Source organism: Phyllobacterium sp. SB3 (assembly GCF_040009165.1).
GTDB lineage: Bacteria > Pseudomonadota > Alphaproteobacteria > Rhizobiales > Rhizobiaceae > Phyllobacterium.
The window spans coordinates 135,140-152,454 of the sequence record NZ_JBDYKI010000004.1 but is presented as its reverse complement, the minus strand read 5'-3'; the positions used below and the strand labels follow the sequence as shown (position 1 = coordinate 152,454).

At 52.5% G+C, this 17,315-nt stretch carries 10 protein-coding genes; 6 read left to right on the top strand and 4 right to left on the bottom strand.

The window, feature by feature from the left end; genetic code table 11:
• Positions 1-45: 45 nt before the first annotated feature.
• A complete protein-coding gene (locus tag ABKW30_RS16135) occupies positions 46-3,480 on the bottom strand; it encodes a DUF3971 domain-containing protein (RefSeq protein WP_348599958.1) in 3,435 nt (1,144 codons plus the stop codon).
• A gap of 108 nt (positions 3,481-3,588) precedes the next feature.
• Between ABKW30_RS16135 and ABKW30_RS16130 the strand changes: the two genes are divergently transcribed.
• Together ABKW30_RS16130 and ABKW30_RS16125 are read left to right on the top strand one after the other, a co-directional pair.
• Entirely contained in the window at positions 3,589-4,062 is a 474-nt protein-coding gene (locus ABKW30_RS16130) for a peroxiredoxin (RefSeq protein WP_348599957.1), read from the top strand.
• Between the two features lie 105 nt (positions 4,063-4,167).
• Positions 4,168-5,430, top strand: coding sequence for a M23 family metallopeptidase (locus tag ABKW30_RS16125; RefSeq protein WP_348599956.1), 1,263 nt, complete (start codon positions 4,168-4,170; stop codon positions 5,428-5,430).
• Positions 5,431-5,441: 11 nt separating this feature from the next.
• On the opposite strand, the gene prfB is transcribed toward ABKW30_RS16125, so the two are convergent.
• The 3 genes from prfB to ABKW30_RS16110 all read right to left on the bottom strand — a co-directional run bounded on the left by prfB (position 5,442) and on the right by ABKW30_RS16110 (position 10,611).
• A protein-coding gene (gene prfB / locus ABKW30_RS16120; protein WP_348599955.1) for a peptide chain release factor 2 occupies positions 5,442-6,570 on the bottom strand; the annotation gives its coding sequence in 2 pieces (ribosomal slippage) (positions 5,442-6,500 and positions 6,502-6,570; 1,128 coding nt in all).
• 104 nt (positions 6,571-6,674) lie between these two features.
• Entirely contained in the window at positions 6,675-9,134 is a 2,460-nt protein-coding gene (locus ABKW30_RS16115) for a penicillin-binding protein 1A (protein WP_348599954.1), read from the bottom strand.
• Positions 9,135-9,381: 247 nt separating this feature from the next.
• Positions 9,382-10,611: an N-acetylmuramoyl-L-alanine amidase gene (locus tag ABKW30_RS16110; RefSeq protein ID WP_348599953.1), complete on the bottom strand. Its 1,230-nt coding sequence runs from the start codon at positions 10,609-10,611 to the stop codon at positions 9,382-9,384.
• Positions 10,612-11,393: 782 nt separating this feature from the next.
• On the opposite strand from ABKW30_RS16110, the gene ABKW30_RS16105 reads away from it, so the two are divergent.
• From ABKW30_RS16105 to aroQ, 4 genes are all read left to right on the top strand, one after another.
• Positions 11,394-14,327, top strand: a complete 2,934-nt coding sequence (locus ABKW30_RS16105) for an Rne/Rng family ribonuclease (RefSeq protein ID WP_348599952.1) — start codon at positions 11,394-11,396, stop codon at positions 14,325-14,327.
• 172 nt (positions 14,328-14,499) lie between these two features.
• Entirely contained in the window at positions 14,500-15,909 is a 1,410-nt protein-coding gene (locus ABKW30_RS16100; RefSeq protein WP_348599951.1) for a M48 family metalloprotease, read from the top strand.
• A gap of 46 nt (positions 15,910-15,955) precedes the next feature.
• Positions 15,956-16,747 (top strand): DsbA family protein, encoded by a 792-nt coding sequence (locus ABKW30_RS16095; RefSeq protein ID WP_348599950.1) that lies wholly within the window; start codon positions 15,956-15,958, stop codon positions 16,745-16,747.
• Between the two features lie 114 nt (positions 16,748-16,861).
• Complete coding sequence (aroQ, locus tag ABKW30_RS16090) at positions 16,862-17,302, top strand: type II 3-dehydroquinate dehydratase (protein WP_348599949.1); 441 nt, start codon at positions 16,862-16,864, stop codon at positions 17,300-17,302.
• Positions 17,303-17,315: the final 13 nt, after the last annotated feature.

Here is a 17,315-nt window from a genome sequence, read left to right as displayed (position 1 = left end):
AGGCGTTTGTGCGCGGGCCAAAACCGCGCATAAACAAGCTGTCAATTATTGAAATTCGAATATTGAGCGGAAGATGCCCGGCGCTATCACAGATATCGGGTTTACAATGATCTGGGGCTGCTTCAGCGGGCCTATCAGCTTGTAGGTAATACCGATCAGCCCGCGATCCCTGCCATTGCCGAGAAACAACCCAAGCACAGGCAAATCGCCAAATATTCTATTGATGCCATAGGCAGGCATAAAAGTTCCCGTCAGAGCCATATTGCCTTTTGGATCACTCAACACACCTTGGAAGGTAGTCCCGATCGTCGAGCCGCGGATGACTCCATTCGCCAGATTAATGTAATTCTCGCCCTTTTCGATCTGCGAGAAACCGCGCTCAAACGTCACCGTCGATACGTCAATATTCTTCTTCACGGCCTCATTGAGGCTTGTCCCGTTGGGCGAAGATGAAACGAGACTTGCGAGCCTTGGCTCATTGACGAGTGTGAAGTTGCGAGCGTCGATCTGTCCGCGTAGCGGTCCATCGCCTTTCGAGTCCAGCGTTACGTTAATATCGCCGCCCTGCATCTTGTCGTAGAATCCAAAGAACCGAAGTACAGCACCCGCATCCTTGGATTGCAGACTGATGGACCGCGATCCACTTTCGGAACTATCAGCGGCCAAAATCTTTCGCCCGGCTTTGGTTGACGCGTTGAACGCCAGACCGGACACGGTAGACCCTACCCCTTCATATGAAAGCGAAACATTGCTGAAATCTTCCGAATAAAAGCCCGTGACAGAGCCTATATCCGCATTGACCAGAATGCGCTGCTTTCCGCCGGCGCTGGCACTTTCGCCTCGCTGTTTTCTCTCGGTGATCTGATTGAGCAAAGGCCTTGCGTCAAACGCGTCGCCTTTCACATCAACGCGATACCCATATTGGGTACGCGTCACCTTCACCGCGACATCATCGCCCCGATTGAGTTTGGCAGTGCTGAACTCAGCCGTTTTCAAATCGCCATCGACAACACTGACGTCACCCCGAAGGCGGAAAGTATCTCCTGCCACATCGAGATCGCTGATCTTCACATCATTGCCATCCTGTTGGATCGCAAATTTTGCACTGGCTTTGACACCGGAACCCTTGGTCCAACCCAGCTGTGCCAGCCGGATTTCGGCTTTGCTCAAATCAGCTACCGCCAGACGCGATCCGTCCGGTGCTTTTTTAATGTCTACGGAAATCGGCCCGGACAGGAGCGGATCAAGAGCAGGGAAAAGGTTATTGCGGATTTTGTCATCGAGTTTGAGCGTAACCTTCTGTTCACGCTGGGCAGTATTGCCACCCAAAGGCTCGAAAAGCTCGATTTCAGCCGGCACTCCGTTGAGTTTGGCTGTGGCATCAAGACGAGCTTCCGACTGGGTGACCAACAAGGTGCCATCGGCATTCTCAACCGTCTGCCCATCGATCTTTTTGTTGATCGAAATATCTGACAGCTCCATGTCAGCTGTCCATTTCAGGCTCCCCGGCGGAGAATGTCGTGTCACGGGAAAAGTCACCAATACGTGTGACTTTACATTGCCCTTGATGTCATCGGGAACGAAAGGCAGCTTGTTCAGGCCATTAATCGGCTTGAAGCCGATAATTTCGGCAACGGCGGAAGCATCGCCTTCCAGATTGAGATCAAGCTCCGACAGGACCGGCCTTTGCGGTCCCCAAGGTATGATCAGCTTCCCATCAATAATTCGCGCCTCACGATTATTAGGTGTGAACGAGGATCCCTTTTTAAGCGTGATGGTGGTATAGGCGCCGCGAACGCTAATTTTGCCGTTTGCATCACGAACCGCCGGTAGATCACCGACAATATCAAAGCGTGAATCGTCAACAGCGAAATCAACCTGCACTTCGTTTTCCGTCAGCGGCGGCGGCTTCCCCAGACCATTGAAGCGTCCGGCCGGGAAAACAACATCGATACGACTGTCTTTCGTCATGCCTCCATAAAGATTTTCGAGCACCCAGCGTCTTGCGCCAGTGGCAGCCCAGACCGGCCATAATTGTTTGGCGTGTGAGACCGGCATTTTGGGAATACGCAGGTTCAGATTCATGGCTGGTGATCCCTGCCCGAAAGTCGCACCAGCCTGCCCGTAAAGTTCACTTTCGCCGCTGCTACGCACGGCAATTTCCGAAACATCCAGTCTTTTTGCGATAGGATCGTATCGTCCACCAACACGCGCATTGAATTCCAGGGGTTGCTCGGTCGAATCCTGCGGCTTGGATTTTGCCCGCTCGGTTACAAGCTCGAAACGATAACTGGGATTTGACGGTGCACTGCCATCTGTCTTAACAGGCTCCGGCCCTATCGCACCTTCAACCACACCGTCAAAAGCACCGAAATGAAGTCTCGAAGGCTTGATCTCGACCTTACCTGAACCAGAGACGTGCTCGAATGTAATAGCTGATGCAACAGTCATGTCGTCGACATTGCCTATGGTGACTGGACCCTCATCAATATTGACAGTTCCCCAAACCCTGGCTGGCTCGGCAATATTTGCGGCAATGCCGTCGAGCTTCAAATCAGAGAGGTTGTCATAGGTAAAGTAAGCGCCGTCCGGTTTGATTCCATCAACGTCCGCGACTGGCGCAGTACCGAACTTTCCGGAAAGCGGAATTTTGTTGATTGCAATTGAGAAAGCCTCGATTTTTCCGCCAGCAGCCGACCTCTTTGCCTGAGCAGATAGTTCGATCTCTTTTCCCTGCCACTCAACAATACCGTCGATGGCGACAGGACCATCAGTTTCCGACAGATCCAGCTTAACAATACGCAAGCTTCTGGGTTCGCCGGCAACTGTGAAGTCAAATGCTGTATCCAAAATGGAAATGTCGCGGGTCTCACGTTGATCAAGCAGTGAGACGGCACTTTCAAGACTCGCAAAGATCGCTTGCGAGGCTCCGTCCAAATCAATCAAGCCACGCTCGTCCTTGGGAACAATACTCATGAAATCAAAAGGAGTATGCGACGTTACTTTTATCTCTGCGCCTTCCAGTTCCAGGCGCTGCACCCGCACATTACCTTGCAGCAACGGCAATGTAGCCAGACCGATACGCACCGCGCGCACGTTGTTGATCGCGATGCCGCGCTTGTCGTCGATAATGTTGACGTTGCGCGCTTCCAAAGCCACATGACGCCGTTGATCAAGCGAGATTTGCGCTGACTGGATTGTCGCATAGGCATCAGGACCGACGACCGATTTCAACGCCTGCTCGGCACGCTGTGTCAGCGCCTCGCCACCAATACCGACACGCAAAACTGCAAATGCTATTCCAACAAGCACAGCAAGAAGAATAATAAAGGAAAAACAAGCACCTGTAAGCTTGTATAGAAGCGAACGCTGACGCAAAGTGGCTACCGGCGCCTGAGCTTGCGTGCTGGCAGACGGGTGCTTGTGCAGCTTCGTGAAATCACGCTTTGTGAAGCGGACTTTTTCCGGTTTCTCTGTCAAATTCCCAAGCCAATTGAGGAATCAATTGGGAAACCGTAGATGATTCCCGTACCTCGCTATAGTTGCGTAAATGAAGACCGCATACAAGAATCAAAGAAAGGCATTCCTATGACAATTTTGGAAATCGGCAGCAACGCTCCGGATTTTACACTGCCGAAAGATGGCGGCGGCACGATCACCTTGTCTGCGCTGCGTAGTGGCCCGGTGGTTCTGTATTTTTACCCGAAGGACGATACGAGCGGTTGTACACAGGAGGCTATCGAATTTTCGGGGTTGAAGCCCCAGTTTGAAAAACTTGGCGCAAAGGTCATAGGCATGTCGCCAGACCCTGTAAAAAAACACGATAAGTTTATCGCGAAGCACGACTTGAAAGTCGATCTGGTTGCGGATGAAGACAAGAAAATTGTCGAAGCTTATGGCCTCTGGGTCGAGAAGAGCATGTACGGCCGCAAATATATGGGCGTCGAACGCACGACATTTCTGATTGGCGCTGACGGAAAAATCGCAAAAATCTGGAACAAGGTTAAAGTGCCCGGCCATGCCGCAGAGGTGCTGGAGGAAACCAAGGCCCTCATCTCCTGATAGACCATTAAACTCCTTGGCAACTTTGAATCTATCAGAGTTTATTAACCTTACTAAAGTCTAATACTTTGATAGATCGAAGCCCGCCAACATGGTGCAGCCGCAGTGAAGAAACCTCAGAATCAAAGCATCTTCAACGGCATAAAAGAGCCCCACACGATTATCATCGCGCGGGGCGATACCATTCGCCATTTTACCTTGAAACCATGGATGGCTGTCGCCGCCAGTACTTTCGCCATTGGATTGGCAACTTGCTATCTGTTGGCGACATCATATCTGGTGTTTCGTGACGATCTCATTCACGGCAGTGTTGCTCGTCAAGCTCGCCTGCAGCAGGCCTATGAAGATCGCATTGCGTCCTTGCGAACACAGCTTGATCGGGTAACCAGCCGCCAGATGCTCGACCAGAAGTTGATGGAAGGCAAAATCAGCGAACTCGTAGAGCGTCAGAAAACTCTGAGCGAGCAAAATAATCGTCTTGGACCTGTCCTTGAACGTGCAAGCAAAAACCTTCCTGCAGAGTTGCGCGCAGATAACAATCTTCCAAGCCTTGCAGATTCTGAAGAGTCCGAAGGATTTTATGGCATAGATCCCATTATCACTGGGCCAACAACATCCAGTCGCAAGATTGTCCCGACAAGCAAACCAGCCAAGCTTGGCATCGACAAAGCAGAACTGCTATTCGATCGTGTGGATCGCTCTCTCGGCATGCTTGAGACACATCAGGCAAAGCAGTTGCAGGCTCTGTCGAACAAGGCATATGAAAGTGCTGATCGAATTAATGACGCACTCGCAAATGCGGGCGTAAAATCACCCATTTCTCAAGAGCAGATCGGCACGGGCGGACCGCTCATTCTGGCTAGTGCCAGCCTCGCAACAGATTTTGATACAAGCATCGCTGATCTTGACGCCGCACTTTTGCAACTAGAGCAGGCCAAGAAGATGGCAAATTCGGTTCCGATTGCTAATCCCGTACCCGGCATGCCGGTTTCAAGCCCATTTGGCACCCGCAGAGATCCACTGCTGGGATTGTTGGCGTTTCATTCAGGAATGGATTTTCGGGCAGCGAGCGGAAGCTCCGTACTCGCAACTGCCAAAGGCACAGTGACAGCCGCTGATTACAATGGCGGCTATGGAAATATGGTAGATATCGACCACGGCAATGGTCTCTCGACACGCTATGGCCACATGAGCCAAATCCTCGTTACGGTTGGTCAGCAGGTAAATATTGGCGAGGTAATTGGTAAAGCTGGTAGCACAGGACGCTCAACAGGCCCTCACCTGCACTACGAGGTACGCAAAGGTGGCAGCGCTGTTAATCCAGCCAGCTTTCTCAGCATCGGTCGCCAGATTGCAGCCGAGCTGTAAATAAGATTGATTTAAGCGATGTCTTCTACTTCAACATCCGTGCCGTGGACACGGTGGGCAAGTGCCGCTTCCATGAACATATCGACTTCGCCATCCAGCACGTCCTGAGGACTGGTGCTTTCCACACCCGTGCGCAGGTCCTTCACCAACTGGTACGGCTGAAGAACATAGGAACGAATCTGGTGTCCCCAACCAATATCGGTCTTTGACGCAGAGATTGCATCGGCTGCCTGTTCACGCTTCTCCAGTTCAGCCTCATAAAGACGCGCGCGCAACATTGACCACGCGGTTGCACGGTTCTTGTGTTGCGAACGTTCTGCCTGACACTGCACAACAATCCCGGTCGCAATGTGCGTGATGCGTACGGCCGAGTCGGTCGTGTTGACGTGCTGTCCACCAGCGCCAGAAGCGCGATAGGTATCGATACGAACATCAGCTTCGGTAACCGCAATGTCGATATTGTCATCAACAACCGGGTAGACCCAGATACTGGAAAATGAAGTATGGCGCCGCGCATTTGAATCGTAAGGCGAGATACGAACCAGCCGGTGAACGCCTGACTCTGTCTTCATCAGACCATAGGCATTGTGCCCTTTAACGAGGATAGTCGCAGATTTGATACCCGCTTCTTCCCCATAATGGACTTCAAGCAGATCGACCTTGTAGCCCTTACGCTCAGCCCAGCGGGTATACATGCGTAAAAGCATGTTGGCCCAATCCTGGCTTTCCGTACCACCTGCACCGGAGTGCACTTCGACATAGGTGTCGTTGGCATCGGCTTCACCCGAAAGCAGGGTATTGATCTGGCGTCTGTCCACTTCAGCCTTGATGTCGCGGATAGCAGCCTCAGCCTCGTCAACAATTGACTTGTCGCCCTCCTCTTCACCCATGGCGATCAACTCAATATTATCTTCGAGTGTCTGCGACAATGTGCGGATGGAGTTGATGCTGTCCTCTAGCTGCTGGCGCTCGCGCATCAGTTTTTGCGCTTCCTGCGCGTCATTCCATAGCGCCGGATCTTCGGCAAGCTGGTTCAGATAGCCCAGACGTTTGATTGAAGTATCCCAGTCAAAGATGCCTCCTCAGCAGGCTTATGGCCTGCTTGATCTCATCGACCAGCGTCTCGATTTCGGCGCGCATGGGGTATTATTCCTTAGAGTTCATTCAAATTTCGGCGGACCATATTGACTGGTCCGCACGATGTAAAGGCTTGAAAACGTCAACGAAGACGCAAGGTTCGGTGATCAGAAGAGTCCCCCGCCACCGCCCTGTATGGCGCGATTGACGTTAGGTGACTGAACTTCTACTGGCGAGCCTTCGGAGAAGGTATCCATGCCGATAACGGAATAGCTGCCTGCTGGACCTGTGCCCGGCTTGAATGCTTCCATGATGACATTCGCGCCACCTTCGGAGGCCTGCATACCAGTTTTGCGATCAATAGGCAGAACTGTCATACCCTCAGGTACACGGAAATCAACCGAGCGCTGATCTTTCAACGCAGCTTCGGCGAAATCCTTAAATACTGGAGCAGCAAGGCCGCTCCCCGTGAAGCCATGGCCCATGGGCTGCGGATTGTCGTAACCAAGATAGACGCCAAAAACGAGGTCAGGCGTAAAGCCAATGAACCACGCGTCTTTTTCATCGTTTGTAGTACCTGTCTTGCCAGCAATCGGGCGGTTCAAGCTTTTAAGAATAGTCGCGGTACCACGCTGAACGACGCCTTCCATCATGGAAGTGATCTGATAGGCGGTCATTGGGTCAAGTACCTGATCCCGGTCATCGATCAGTTCAGGTTCATTCTGCCCTGTCCATTCGTCTGCCGAGCAATTCTCACATTTGCGCTCATCATGCTTGAACACGGTCTTGCCGTAGCGGTCCTGAATGCGGTCGACCATGGATGGCGTGATCTTGCGGCCACCATTGGCGATAATCGAGTAACCCGTCACCATACGCAATACGGTGGTTTCACCCGATCCAAGCGACATAGCCAGAACCGGCAGCATTTTGTCATAGATGCCAAAGCGTTCGGCGTATTCCGCAACAAGCTTCATGCCCATGTCTTGAGCAAGGCGGACAGTCATCAAATTGCGGGACTGTTCAATGCCGTAGCGCAGGGTCGATGGCCCGGCAAATTTGCCGCTGTAGTTCTTCGGTGCCCAGACACCGAGACTACCACCTTGGTCGACCGAAATCGGACCATCCAAAACCACGGAAGCTGGCGTGTAGCCATTATCAAGTGCGGCTGAATAAACGAATGGCTTGAATGAAGAACCAGGCTGACGCATGGCCTGCGTTGCACGATTGAACTCCGACTGGGCGAAGGAGAAACCACCAACCATGGCGAGAACGCGGCCCGTGTGCGGGTCCATCGCAACAGCGCCGCCTTCAATCTTGGGAATCTGATGCAGGTCGAATTCAGTCTCGCTGCCTTCTTTCTTTTGGACGAAGACTACGTCGCCGACATTGAATACGCCTTCAAGAGACTTGGCACTTGTACGCTTGTCGCCATCGATAACCCGGAAAGCCCATTTGATATCGTCAGCAGCGATTGTACCCTGCTTGCGTTCCTGCACCACTTTACCGGATGCATCCTGCTCAGGGCGCAGGCCGATAATCGCCTGTTGCGGCGTTACCTCCAGCACGACGGCAAGTCGCCAATCGGGGACGTCAGAAAACTCTTTGATCTCAGAAAGCGGGATACCCCAATCGCCTGCTGTCGAGATGGTCTTATAAGCGCCGCGATAGCCCTTGGCTTCGTCGAACTTGAACAATCCATGCTGCAAGGCAGCACGTGCCTGTACCTGCATTTTCGGATCAAGCGTCGTACGAACGGAAAGTCCGCCTTCATACAGGGCATTCTCGCCATAACGTTGAATGATCTGGCGGCGCACCTCTTCGGTGAAGTATTCGGATGCAAAGAGATAATTCCCCGTATGGCGCGGTGTTACGCCCAGCGGTTCATTCTTTGCTTCCTTGGCCTCTTCGGCCGTCACATAGCCATTTTCGGCCATACGGTCGATAACCCAGTTCCGGCGCTCGATTGCGCGGTCAGGCTGGCGGAAGGGATGATAGTTGGATGGGCCCTTTGGCAACGCAGCGAGATAGGCGGCCTGCGCAATCGTCAATTCATTGACCGACTTATTGTAATAGGTCAGCGCTGCACCGGCGATACCGTAGGAATTCAGACCGAAGAAAATTTCATTGAGATAAAGCTCAAGAATACGGTCTTTCGAATAGGCTTGCTCGATGCGGAAAGAAAGAATGGCCTCCTTGACCTTTCGGCCAATAGTCTGATCATTGCTGAGAAGGAAGTTCTTTGCAACCTGCTGAGTGATGGTCGAAGCACCGACAGGACGGCGCGAGCCCCAGTTCTGGACGTTCACCACGATGGCACGGGCCAAGCCGCTGATATCGACGCCTGGATGCTGGTAGAAATTCTTGTCTTCCGCAGAAATAAAGGCGGCTTTCACACGATCAGGAACAGCCTGGATAGGCAAATATAAACGACGTTCACGCGCAAACTCTGCCATGAGCTGACCATCGGACGAGTGAATCCGCGTCATGACGGGAGGTTCATATTTCGCCAAAACTTCGTAGTCGGGCAAATCTTTTGAAATACTGACAACATAAAGCGCAACGCCCGCTGCACCCAGCAGCGCCATCACGGTGCCGATTCCGAAAAAATATCCGATCAAGCGTATCATGTGTATCCGGAATCCATTTTACCCAGTTGGCATATAACATCGCTGCACTTGAAGCTATGCAGGCCGTGTCGCGGAAAACACCAACCCCCGAAGGGTTTTCCATTTCCGGTATCCCATTTGCGAAACCCGGATGTTGCTGACGCAATTGGGCGACAAATGTGACAAAGGCAAGGACAACCCGTCTGCGTTCACAATTTAAATACTAATTGTGGAGTTTCGGCAACGCACGCATGGGTTGCGCCATGCCCTAATTGAGCGCGCCAGCTGTCTTCAAACCTGAAAATTCACCGACAGCGTTTGCCAGTCTTGTGGCGACATGGGTACGCCACGCCGGATCGAGCATGAGTTTTTCATCTTCCGCATTGGAAAGATAACCGATTTCCACCAGCACAGACGGCACATCTGGCGCACGCAAGACCTGAAATCCTGCAAATCTGTGTGGGTTGTTGATCATATTCACGTCTTTTTTGAGCGAATTGACCACGTTCTTGGCGAAGCTCAGCGAGAAGTTGTGGGTTTCACGCCGCGTCAAATCCATGAGAATATCGGCAATCTCCGGCGTTTCGTTGTCGAAAGTGATACCAGCGACTGCATCAGCCCGGTTTTCGCGATCCGCCATGGCGCGCGATTCGGCATCGGAAGCCTTGTCGGACACAGTATAAACTGTAGCACCCCGAATATTGCCTCGATTGATCGTATCGGCGTGCAGCGAGATAAACAGATCAGCTTCATATTGCCGGGCAACACGAACCCGCTCTGTAAGACGCAGGAATGTATCGTCGGTTCTGGTCATTTCGATACGCAGGCCGGGTATTTTGGCAAGCTCATCGCGCAGCTGCTGTGCAAACATCAGCGTCACGTTTTTTTCCATGATGCCGCTGGCGCTCTCAGCGCCACTATCGATACCGCCATGACCGGGATCAATGACGACTGTGAAAGGTTTTGGAGCCTTGCTCTTTTCATCCGGTGCAGCCGAGGCGATCCTGTCTCCAGTCGGCGTGCTTTCCGTCGAGGCTGTCGTGGCGTTCTGCGTTCTTAGATCTTCTGCAAACTTTCTATCGGAAGACGCGACCAGATCAGCAACCATCCTGTAGCCGGGGCTGTTGTCATTCTTGATGACATCGATCCGCTCTACGGCAAATGGTCCCTTTAGCGAGAAAATAAGCCGCGAGCGCTCGGCGTCGAGCATCCCGTAGCGCACATCGTCCACTAGTCCACGGGGCTCGACGGACTTCTTGTCGAACGCAAAAACTGTTTTTGGCATATCGACTACAAGCCTGTGCGGGTGCTCGAGCAGCATGGTCGATACATCGGGCTCACGGTCGAAATTGATCACAACACGCGTGCGCAGCTCGTCACCGGCTACCTGATATGTGAGAGCGGCCAAATCATCAGATGCGTAAGAATTTATGGTCGCCGGCAATAAAACCAGCAAACCCGCAAATGCAGCCAAAACTATCCGACAAATCACATTCATCTCTTTACCGATTGGCACCAGCTCTGGGTGTTCGTTCCCCGCTGGCACCTCTTCTGTATCAGATCAAGCACATGCTTGCACCCCGCGGATGCAGCACCACTTGTAACCAATAGGTAAGGAACCATGGTTAATATTGTCTTATAGGAGACAGTTCCAGACACCAGAATGACACGATTATGAAGAAGCCCTTGTCATAATGCAGTACACCTCCTAAAAGCAAAGGTGGGTTAGCTTCATGCCCCTTGGAATCAGAACTTTGATGTCACGGCTAATGACCGGATGACAAAGGTAAATGATCTGGAGTGGCGATAGCGATTTTCGCTGTAGCTAACCGAAAAAGAATTTGGCGCGAGCGGACAGGGATTGTCTGCAGCGCTTCTGTGAACGGCAGATCGCCCGGATAAAGGCGTATCAGGCCAGCCCTATCAAGGGTGTTACCGCATGGTCCAGGAATCTCTGGTTTTTGAATCATGCAGAATCTTAAGTTTGTTACTGCGTCCTTTGTGCGTTTAAGGACGCACGGCGCAGTAACGGGTCGGCACAGCGTGAAAAGCGTGCCATTCATGAGGTCGTTTCGTCAGGAACAGGAATGTTTGTTACAGACAGTATCATAACCGGCTTGCAAGCCGCGGCTGCCCGAGGGCAGCTCCGCGCGACGCCGGTTCTGTCTGTTCCTGCGAACTTTAATATATCCGGCAAATGTGAACGCGCTGCACCAGAAACCCCATGGGTTTCCTGGTTGTCTGGCGTTGCCAACGTTTTGGCCGGGGAGAACAGATATAATGTCGGACAAAATGCTAATCGACGCCTCCCACCAGGAGGAAACACGGGTTGTCGTGGTTCGCGGCAATCGAATTGAAGAATTTGATTTCGAATCTGAACATAAAAAACAAATCAAGGGCAATATCTATCTGGCGCGTGTAACGCGCGTAGAGCCATCGCTTCAGGCAGCTTTTGTGGAATATGGCGGCAATCGCCATGGTTTTCTTGCGTTCAGCGAAATCCACCCGGACTATTACCAAATCCCGGTTGCAGACCGGCAGGCGCTGATCGAGGCTGAAGCCGAAGCTGCCAGTCAGGATGAAGACCATGAAGAAAACGCCAGTGAGCAGCGCACGCGCGATCGGAATGATCGCGGCTCGCGCAATCGGCGTCGCGGACGTCGTGGTTCGCGTCAGGGCGACGATGCTGCAAAGCTTGATTCTACAGAGTCGGATGATGAAAACGCTGTAGCTATTGATGTTGGCGAGGCATCCGAGACGACAGATCAGCCCTTTATCAATGCAGACGACAGCGACTCTTCTGATGATGAAGGCAATGGCCAGACAATGGCTGCTTCCATTGAAACCGATGTGATTTCAGAAGCTGTCCAAGTGGACATGGACGATAATTCTGATGACGAAGACAAGATTGTCGAATCGGAAGGTGGCGAAACACGCTCAAGACGTTCGCGAAACCGTTCGAACGACGACAAGGAAGAGCCGCACGACGAACTCGACGAAGTTGAGTCGGTCGGTGCAGAAGATGCAATGGAAGAAGTGCCGACGCATCAACGCTTCCAGCGCCGTCAGTACAATATTCAGGACGTTATCAAGCGTCGTCAGATATTGCTGGTGCAGGTTGTTAAGGAAGAGCGCGGCAACAAGGGCGCTGCCCTTACAACCTATCTCTCGCTAGCCGGGCGTTATTCTGTCCTTATGCCAAACACTGCACGCGGCGGTGGCATTTCGCGCAAGATTACCAGCATACAGGACCGCAAGCGCCTCAAGGATATCGTCAAGGATCTAGAAGTGCCAAAAGGCATGGGCGTCATCCTGCGTACAGCCGGAGCCATGCGTACCAAGCCTGAAGTCAAGCGCGACTATGAATATCTGATGCGTTTGTGGGAAAACGTGCGCAGCCTGACGCTTGCATCCAGCGCGCCTACCCTCGTTTATGAAGAAGGCAGCCTGATCAAACGCTCAATCCGCGATCTTTATAATAAAGACATCACTGAGATTCAGGTCGCAGGCGAAAATGGCTATCGTGAAGCCAAGGATTTCATGCGCATGCTCATGCCGAGCCATGCCAAGGTCGTGCAGCCTTATCGTGACCTGACACCAATCTTCGCTCGCAATGGCATTGAGGCGCAGCTTGATCGCATGTTGCAGCCGCAGGTTACCTTGAAGTCAGGTGGTTACATCATCATCAACCAGACGGAAGCTCTGGTTGCGATCGACGTTAACTCCGGTCGATCAACACGCGAACATTCGATTGAAGACACAGCCCTTCAAACCAATCTTGAAGCGGCGGATGAAATTGCCCGCCAGTTGCGTCTGCGCGATCTTGCTGGTCTTATCGTTATCGATTTCATCGATATGGAAGAGAACCGCAACAATCGTGCCGTTGAAAAGCGGATGAAGGATTGTCTCAAGGATGATCGCGCCCGCATTCAGGTTGGGCGTATCTCGCATTTCGGACTTCTTGAAATGTCACGTCAGCGCATCCGCGCCAGCGTTCTGGAGAGCACAACTCAGGTTTGTGCCATGTGCGGCGGTACCGGCCATGTACGCTCCGCCTCCTCTATTGCGCTGCATGTCATGCGGTCGATTGAAGAATATTTGCTGCGCCATTCGCAAAACAACATCATTGTTCGCACAACAGTCGCTACGGCACTCTATGTATTGAATCAGAAGCGCCAAAATCTCGCAGATCTTGAGACGCGTTTTGGTTTGACCATCAGCATCGAAGCTGATGACAGTGTTGGAGCACAGCACTTTGCCATCGACAAAGGTTCACTGGCACTCGGTCCTGTTGTGCCGCTTTCAGAAGCGCCGTCTTTGGGTATCGTCGATGATTTCGACGAAAGCGATCCAGTCATCGAAGAAATTGATGATGAAGCAGAGACCACTTCCACTGAGCCGGGCCGTTCGGATGACGACGCATCACGCAAGCGCAAGCGCAAGCGGCGGCGGCGTGGCGGTCGTGACCGTCATGAGAATGGTGGGACTGACCAAAATCAGGCCTCAGCCGGTGATGAAGACTCTGACGATGCTGACCAGCCGCCTGTAGAGGGTGAGAATGCAGCGCAAGCTGCAGCTCGCGAAGAAGAGAACGAGCGGCGCAAGAAGCGTCGGCGTGGACGTCGCGGCGGGCGCAAGAACAAGCGCTTCGAAGATGGCGATGATGCAAACCGTAGCACTGCGAAAGCCGTACCGGATGCCGAACCTGTTTTCGTCTCGATCCCTCTTCCCGATTTCTCCAAAGCCAAGCTTGCAGAAGTTTCAGCCGTGATCGCTGAAGCCCCTGTCGTTGCACCAGAGCCTGTCGAGACAGGAACCACTGAGGCGGCTGTTGAAGAACCACCTGTCAAAGCACCGGCAAAGCGCCGTTCCCGTGCTAAGGCTAGTGCTGAGAAGGTTGAGGTTATTACCGGGGAAACTCCGGCTGAGGCTGAGTTACCTGTAGAAGCTCCCGCAAAGCCGAAACGTGCTCCGCGTAAATCTGCAAAGAAGACTGAAACCGCTGCCGCTGCTGAGGCAGTCGTTGCAGAGCCAGTTGCAGAAGCTGCGGCACCAAAAGCTGAACCGACACCGGAACCTGTGGTTGAAGCTGCGCCCGCACCGAAGAAGGTCGACGACAGCACACCTGTCATCACGTCGACGGGAAAAGACAAGAAGACCGACAATGAACCGGCTCCCAAAAAAGGCTGGTGGCAAAAGAAGGGCTTCTTTTAAGAACTCCTGAATTATCGCAACTGAAAAACCGGCTGATAGCCGGTTTTTCTTTGTTCTGATCATTTTTCTCTCAAGAGTATCGTAATTCTGCCTGAATAAACCGACTTTTCACATTTCAAGGAGCTTTTAGAAGCTCTCTTTCTTTCAAACATCGATTTGGGTACGAATAGGCATGATCGTATTGCAAAAGACAGTTTCATATAGGCCTCTCGCAAACTTGATGCGTGGAGCGATTGCCACCATAACAGCCAGTGCACTTTGCATCATTCAGACTGGCAGCACCTTCGCTCAATCCTCCTCAGTGCCAATTGTCCGCGACGCGGAAATTGAAGCCTTGGTTACGGATTACGCGGCTCCAATCATCAAGACGGCTGGTCTTGGCAAGCAATCCATCAAGATCGTTCTGGTTAATAGCCCCAGTTTCAATGCCTTTGTTGATGGGAGACGCATATTCATTAACACGGGTGCACTGCTTGAAGCCGAAACACCCAACGAAATTATTGGTGTACTGGCTCATGAAACCGGGCATCTTGCAGGAGGTCATCAGTTCAAGCTGCGTGAACAACTCGCGGCGGCAAAGACAATGGCAGTTGTCGCCGGATTGCTGGGCATAGGTGCAGTCGTAGCCGGTGCCGCCAGCAAGCAAAGTGGACTGGCGCAGGCTGGTGGCGGCATTGCCATGGGTGCTCCGGAAGCCGTCATGCGCAACCTCTTGAATTATCAGCGCACAGAAGAAATGGCCGCCGATCGCTCGGCGATCACCTATCTGGCGAATACGGGCCAATCCGCCAAAGGCATGTTGACGACATTTGAACGGTTCTCAAATGCTCTCTCCCTCACGGGAACGCGTGTCGATCCGTACCGCATCAGCCACCCCATGCCGCGTGAGCGCATTGCCAATCTCGAAACATTGGCGCGGGCAAGCCCGGATTTTGACAAGAAAGATAGTCCGGCCCTGCAACAGAGGCACGACCTTATGCGCGGTAAAATCGCCGCCTATACAGCCGGAGGAGCACGAGTGTTGCAAATCTTCCGAAAAGACCCTTCAAATATTGGCGCGCGTTACGGTGATGCTATTGCCACTTTCCTGAATGGTTCTACGGAGTCAGCACTGGGCAAAATTGATGCTTTGATCAAACAGCAGCCAAAGAACCCGTATTTCGAGGAGATCCGCGGAGAGATTTTGCTGAAACAGAACAAGCTTGATCAGGCAGCGAAAGCTTTCCAACGGGCTGGTAATCTTGATCCCCGGAAGTCCAGCCTGATCCGAATGAATTACGGTCGCACTCTGATGCTCACTGGAAAACCCGACAACCTGAAAACTGCTGTCAGCGAGCTGAAGGCCAGTATTGGTCGTGATCGGGAATCTCCAACAGGCTACGCCTATCTGGCACAGGCTTATGGTCAACTCGGTGATGCGGCGCGATCAGACCTGGCGAGCGCTGAGGAAAAATACTATTCGGGCAAAATTCAGGATGCTCAAATCTTTGCGATCCGCGCCCAGCGCGCCTTGCCAAAGGGCTCCCCTGAGTGGATACAGGCGCAAGACATAATCAATGCCAAGCGCAGCAAGAGCAAATGATTGCCAAAGCAGAATTCTGCCAGTGGAATAAAAAGGGATAGACATCATGACAAAAGCCCCACTCATCGGCATCGCCGCCGGGCTTATCGCTATCGGTGCTTTGGCGCTTGGCTATCAGGCTGGCCGGTCGCAGGTAGCGCTTGCCGCGCCTGAACCGGCAGCTGTTGCAGCGCCGGCAATTGACCGGACCGAGATTGAAGGGATCGTCAGGAACTATCTGATCAACAATCCGGAAGTCATGATCGAAGTACAAACCGCGCTGAACGAGAAACAGGAAGCCGCACAGCAACAGGCTTCCACCGAAATTATCAGTGAAAACAAAGATAAGCTCTTCCAATCACCAATGGATGCGGTTTTCGGCAATCCGAAGGGCGACGTCACGATAGTCGAGTTTTTCGACTACAATTGCGGTTACTGCAAAAAGGCATTGCCAGACATGGACGCGCTGCTCAAAAGCGATCCCAATCTGCGTTTTGTCATGAAAGAATTCCCGATCCTCGGTCCTGACTCCACGCGCGCCCATCTTGTTGCCAAGTCTTTCAAGACCCTGATGCCCGAAAAGTATCTGGAGTTCCATAGGGATCTTCTTGGTGCCGAAGGTCGCGCAACTGAAGATTCTGCGATGGCAATTGCAGTCAAGCTGGGTGCCGATGAGGCCAAGATGCGTGAAACCATGAAACAACCGGAGATTGCCAATGCTTTCCGCACCAATTTCGAGTTGGCGCAAAGCCTGAGTATTACCGGCACGCCGTCCTATATTATCGGCAACGAAGTGGTCCCCGGAGCACTTGGCGCGGACGCTCTTGCAGAGAAAATCAGCCATATTCGCAACAAATAGTTGTTGCTTCTTGCCAAACGAATTGTGGACAAGCAATAAGGCGTATTTGCAGGCTTTCCGCTTGGACATAAGCCGTCTATATGGGACCAGAACCTTTCAACCTGCCCGGTAAACATGAAACAGCAAGTCTTCATCCTCAACGGCCCAAATCTCAACATGCTGGGAAAGCGTGAACCCGGGATTTATGGTGCGACGACACTGAGCGATATCGAGGCTATGTGCCGGGCCGAGGGCGAGGTTCTGGGTGTCGATATTGAGTTTCGCCAATCCAATCACGAAGGTGATCTGGTGAACTGGATTCAGGAAGCAGGAGAGCGCCGCGCTCTGGTGCTGATCAATCCGGCCGCCTACACGCATACTTCCATCGCGCTGCACGATGCTATTCGTGCTGCCGGGGTTACTCTGGTGGAAGTCCATATTTCAAACATTCACGCGCGCGAGCCATTCCGCCATCACTCTTACGTTTCCTCTTTGGCCAAAGGGGTGCTATGTGGCTTCGGAGTTGATGGCTACGTCATGGGTCTGCGCGCACTCGTCAAGCTGGCGCCGCAATAATCGGCATTCGCCA

Bases quoted from the DNA above. Each gene is read 5' to 3' on its own strand.
- ABKW30_RS16130 (WP_348599957.1), top strand. From the start codon at position 3,589: ATGACAATTTTGGAAATCGGCAGCAACGCTCCGGATTTTACACTGCCG.
- ABKW30_RS16115 (WP_348599954.1), bottom strand. From the start codon at position 9,134: ATGATACGCTTGATCGGATATTTTTTCGGAATCGGCACCGTGATGGCG.
- ABKW30_RS16110 (WP_348599953.1), bottom strand. From the start codon at position 10,611: ATGAATGTGATTTGTCGGATAGTTTTGGCTGCATTTGCGGGTTTGCTG.
- ABKW30_RS16105 (WP_348599952.1), top strand. From the start codon at position 11,394: ATGTCGGACAAAATGCTAATCGACGCCTCCCACCAGGAGGAAACACGG.
- ABKW30_RS16100 (WP_348599951.1), top strand. From the start codon at position 14,500: ATGATCGTATTGCAAAAGACAGTTTCATATAGGCCTCTCGCAAACTTG.
- ABKW30_RS16095 (WP_348599950.1), top strand. From the start codon at position 15,956: ATGACAAAAGCCCCACTCATCGGCATCGCCGCCGGGCTTATCGCTATC.
- aroQ (WP_348599949.1), top strand. From the start codon at position 16,862: ATGAAACAGCAAGTCTTCATCCTCAACGGCCCAAATCTCAACATGCTG.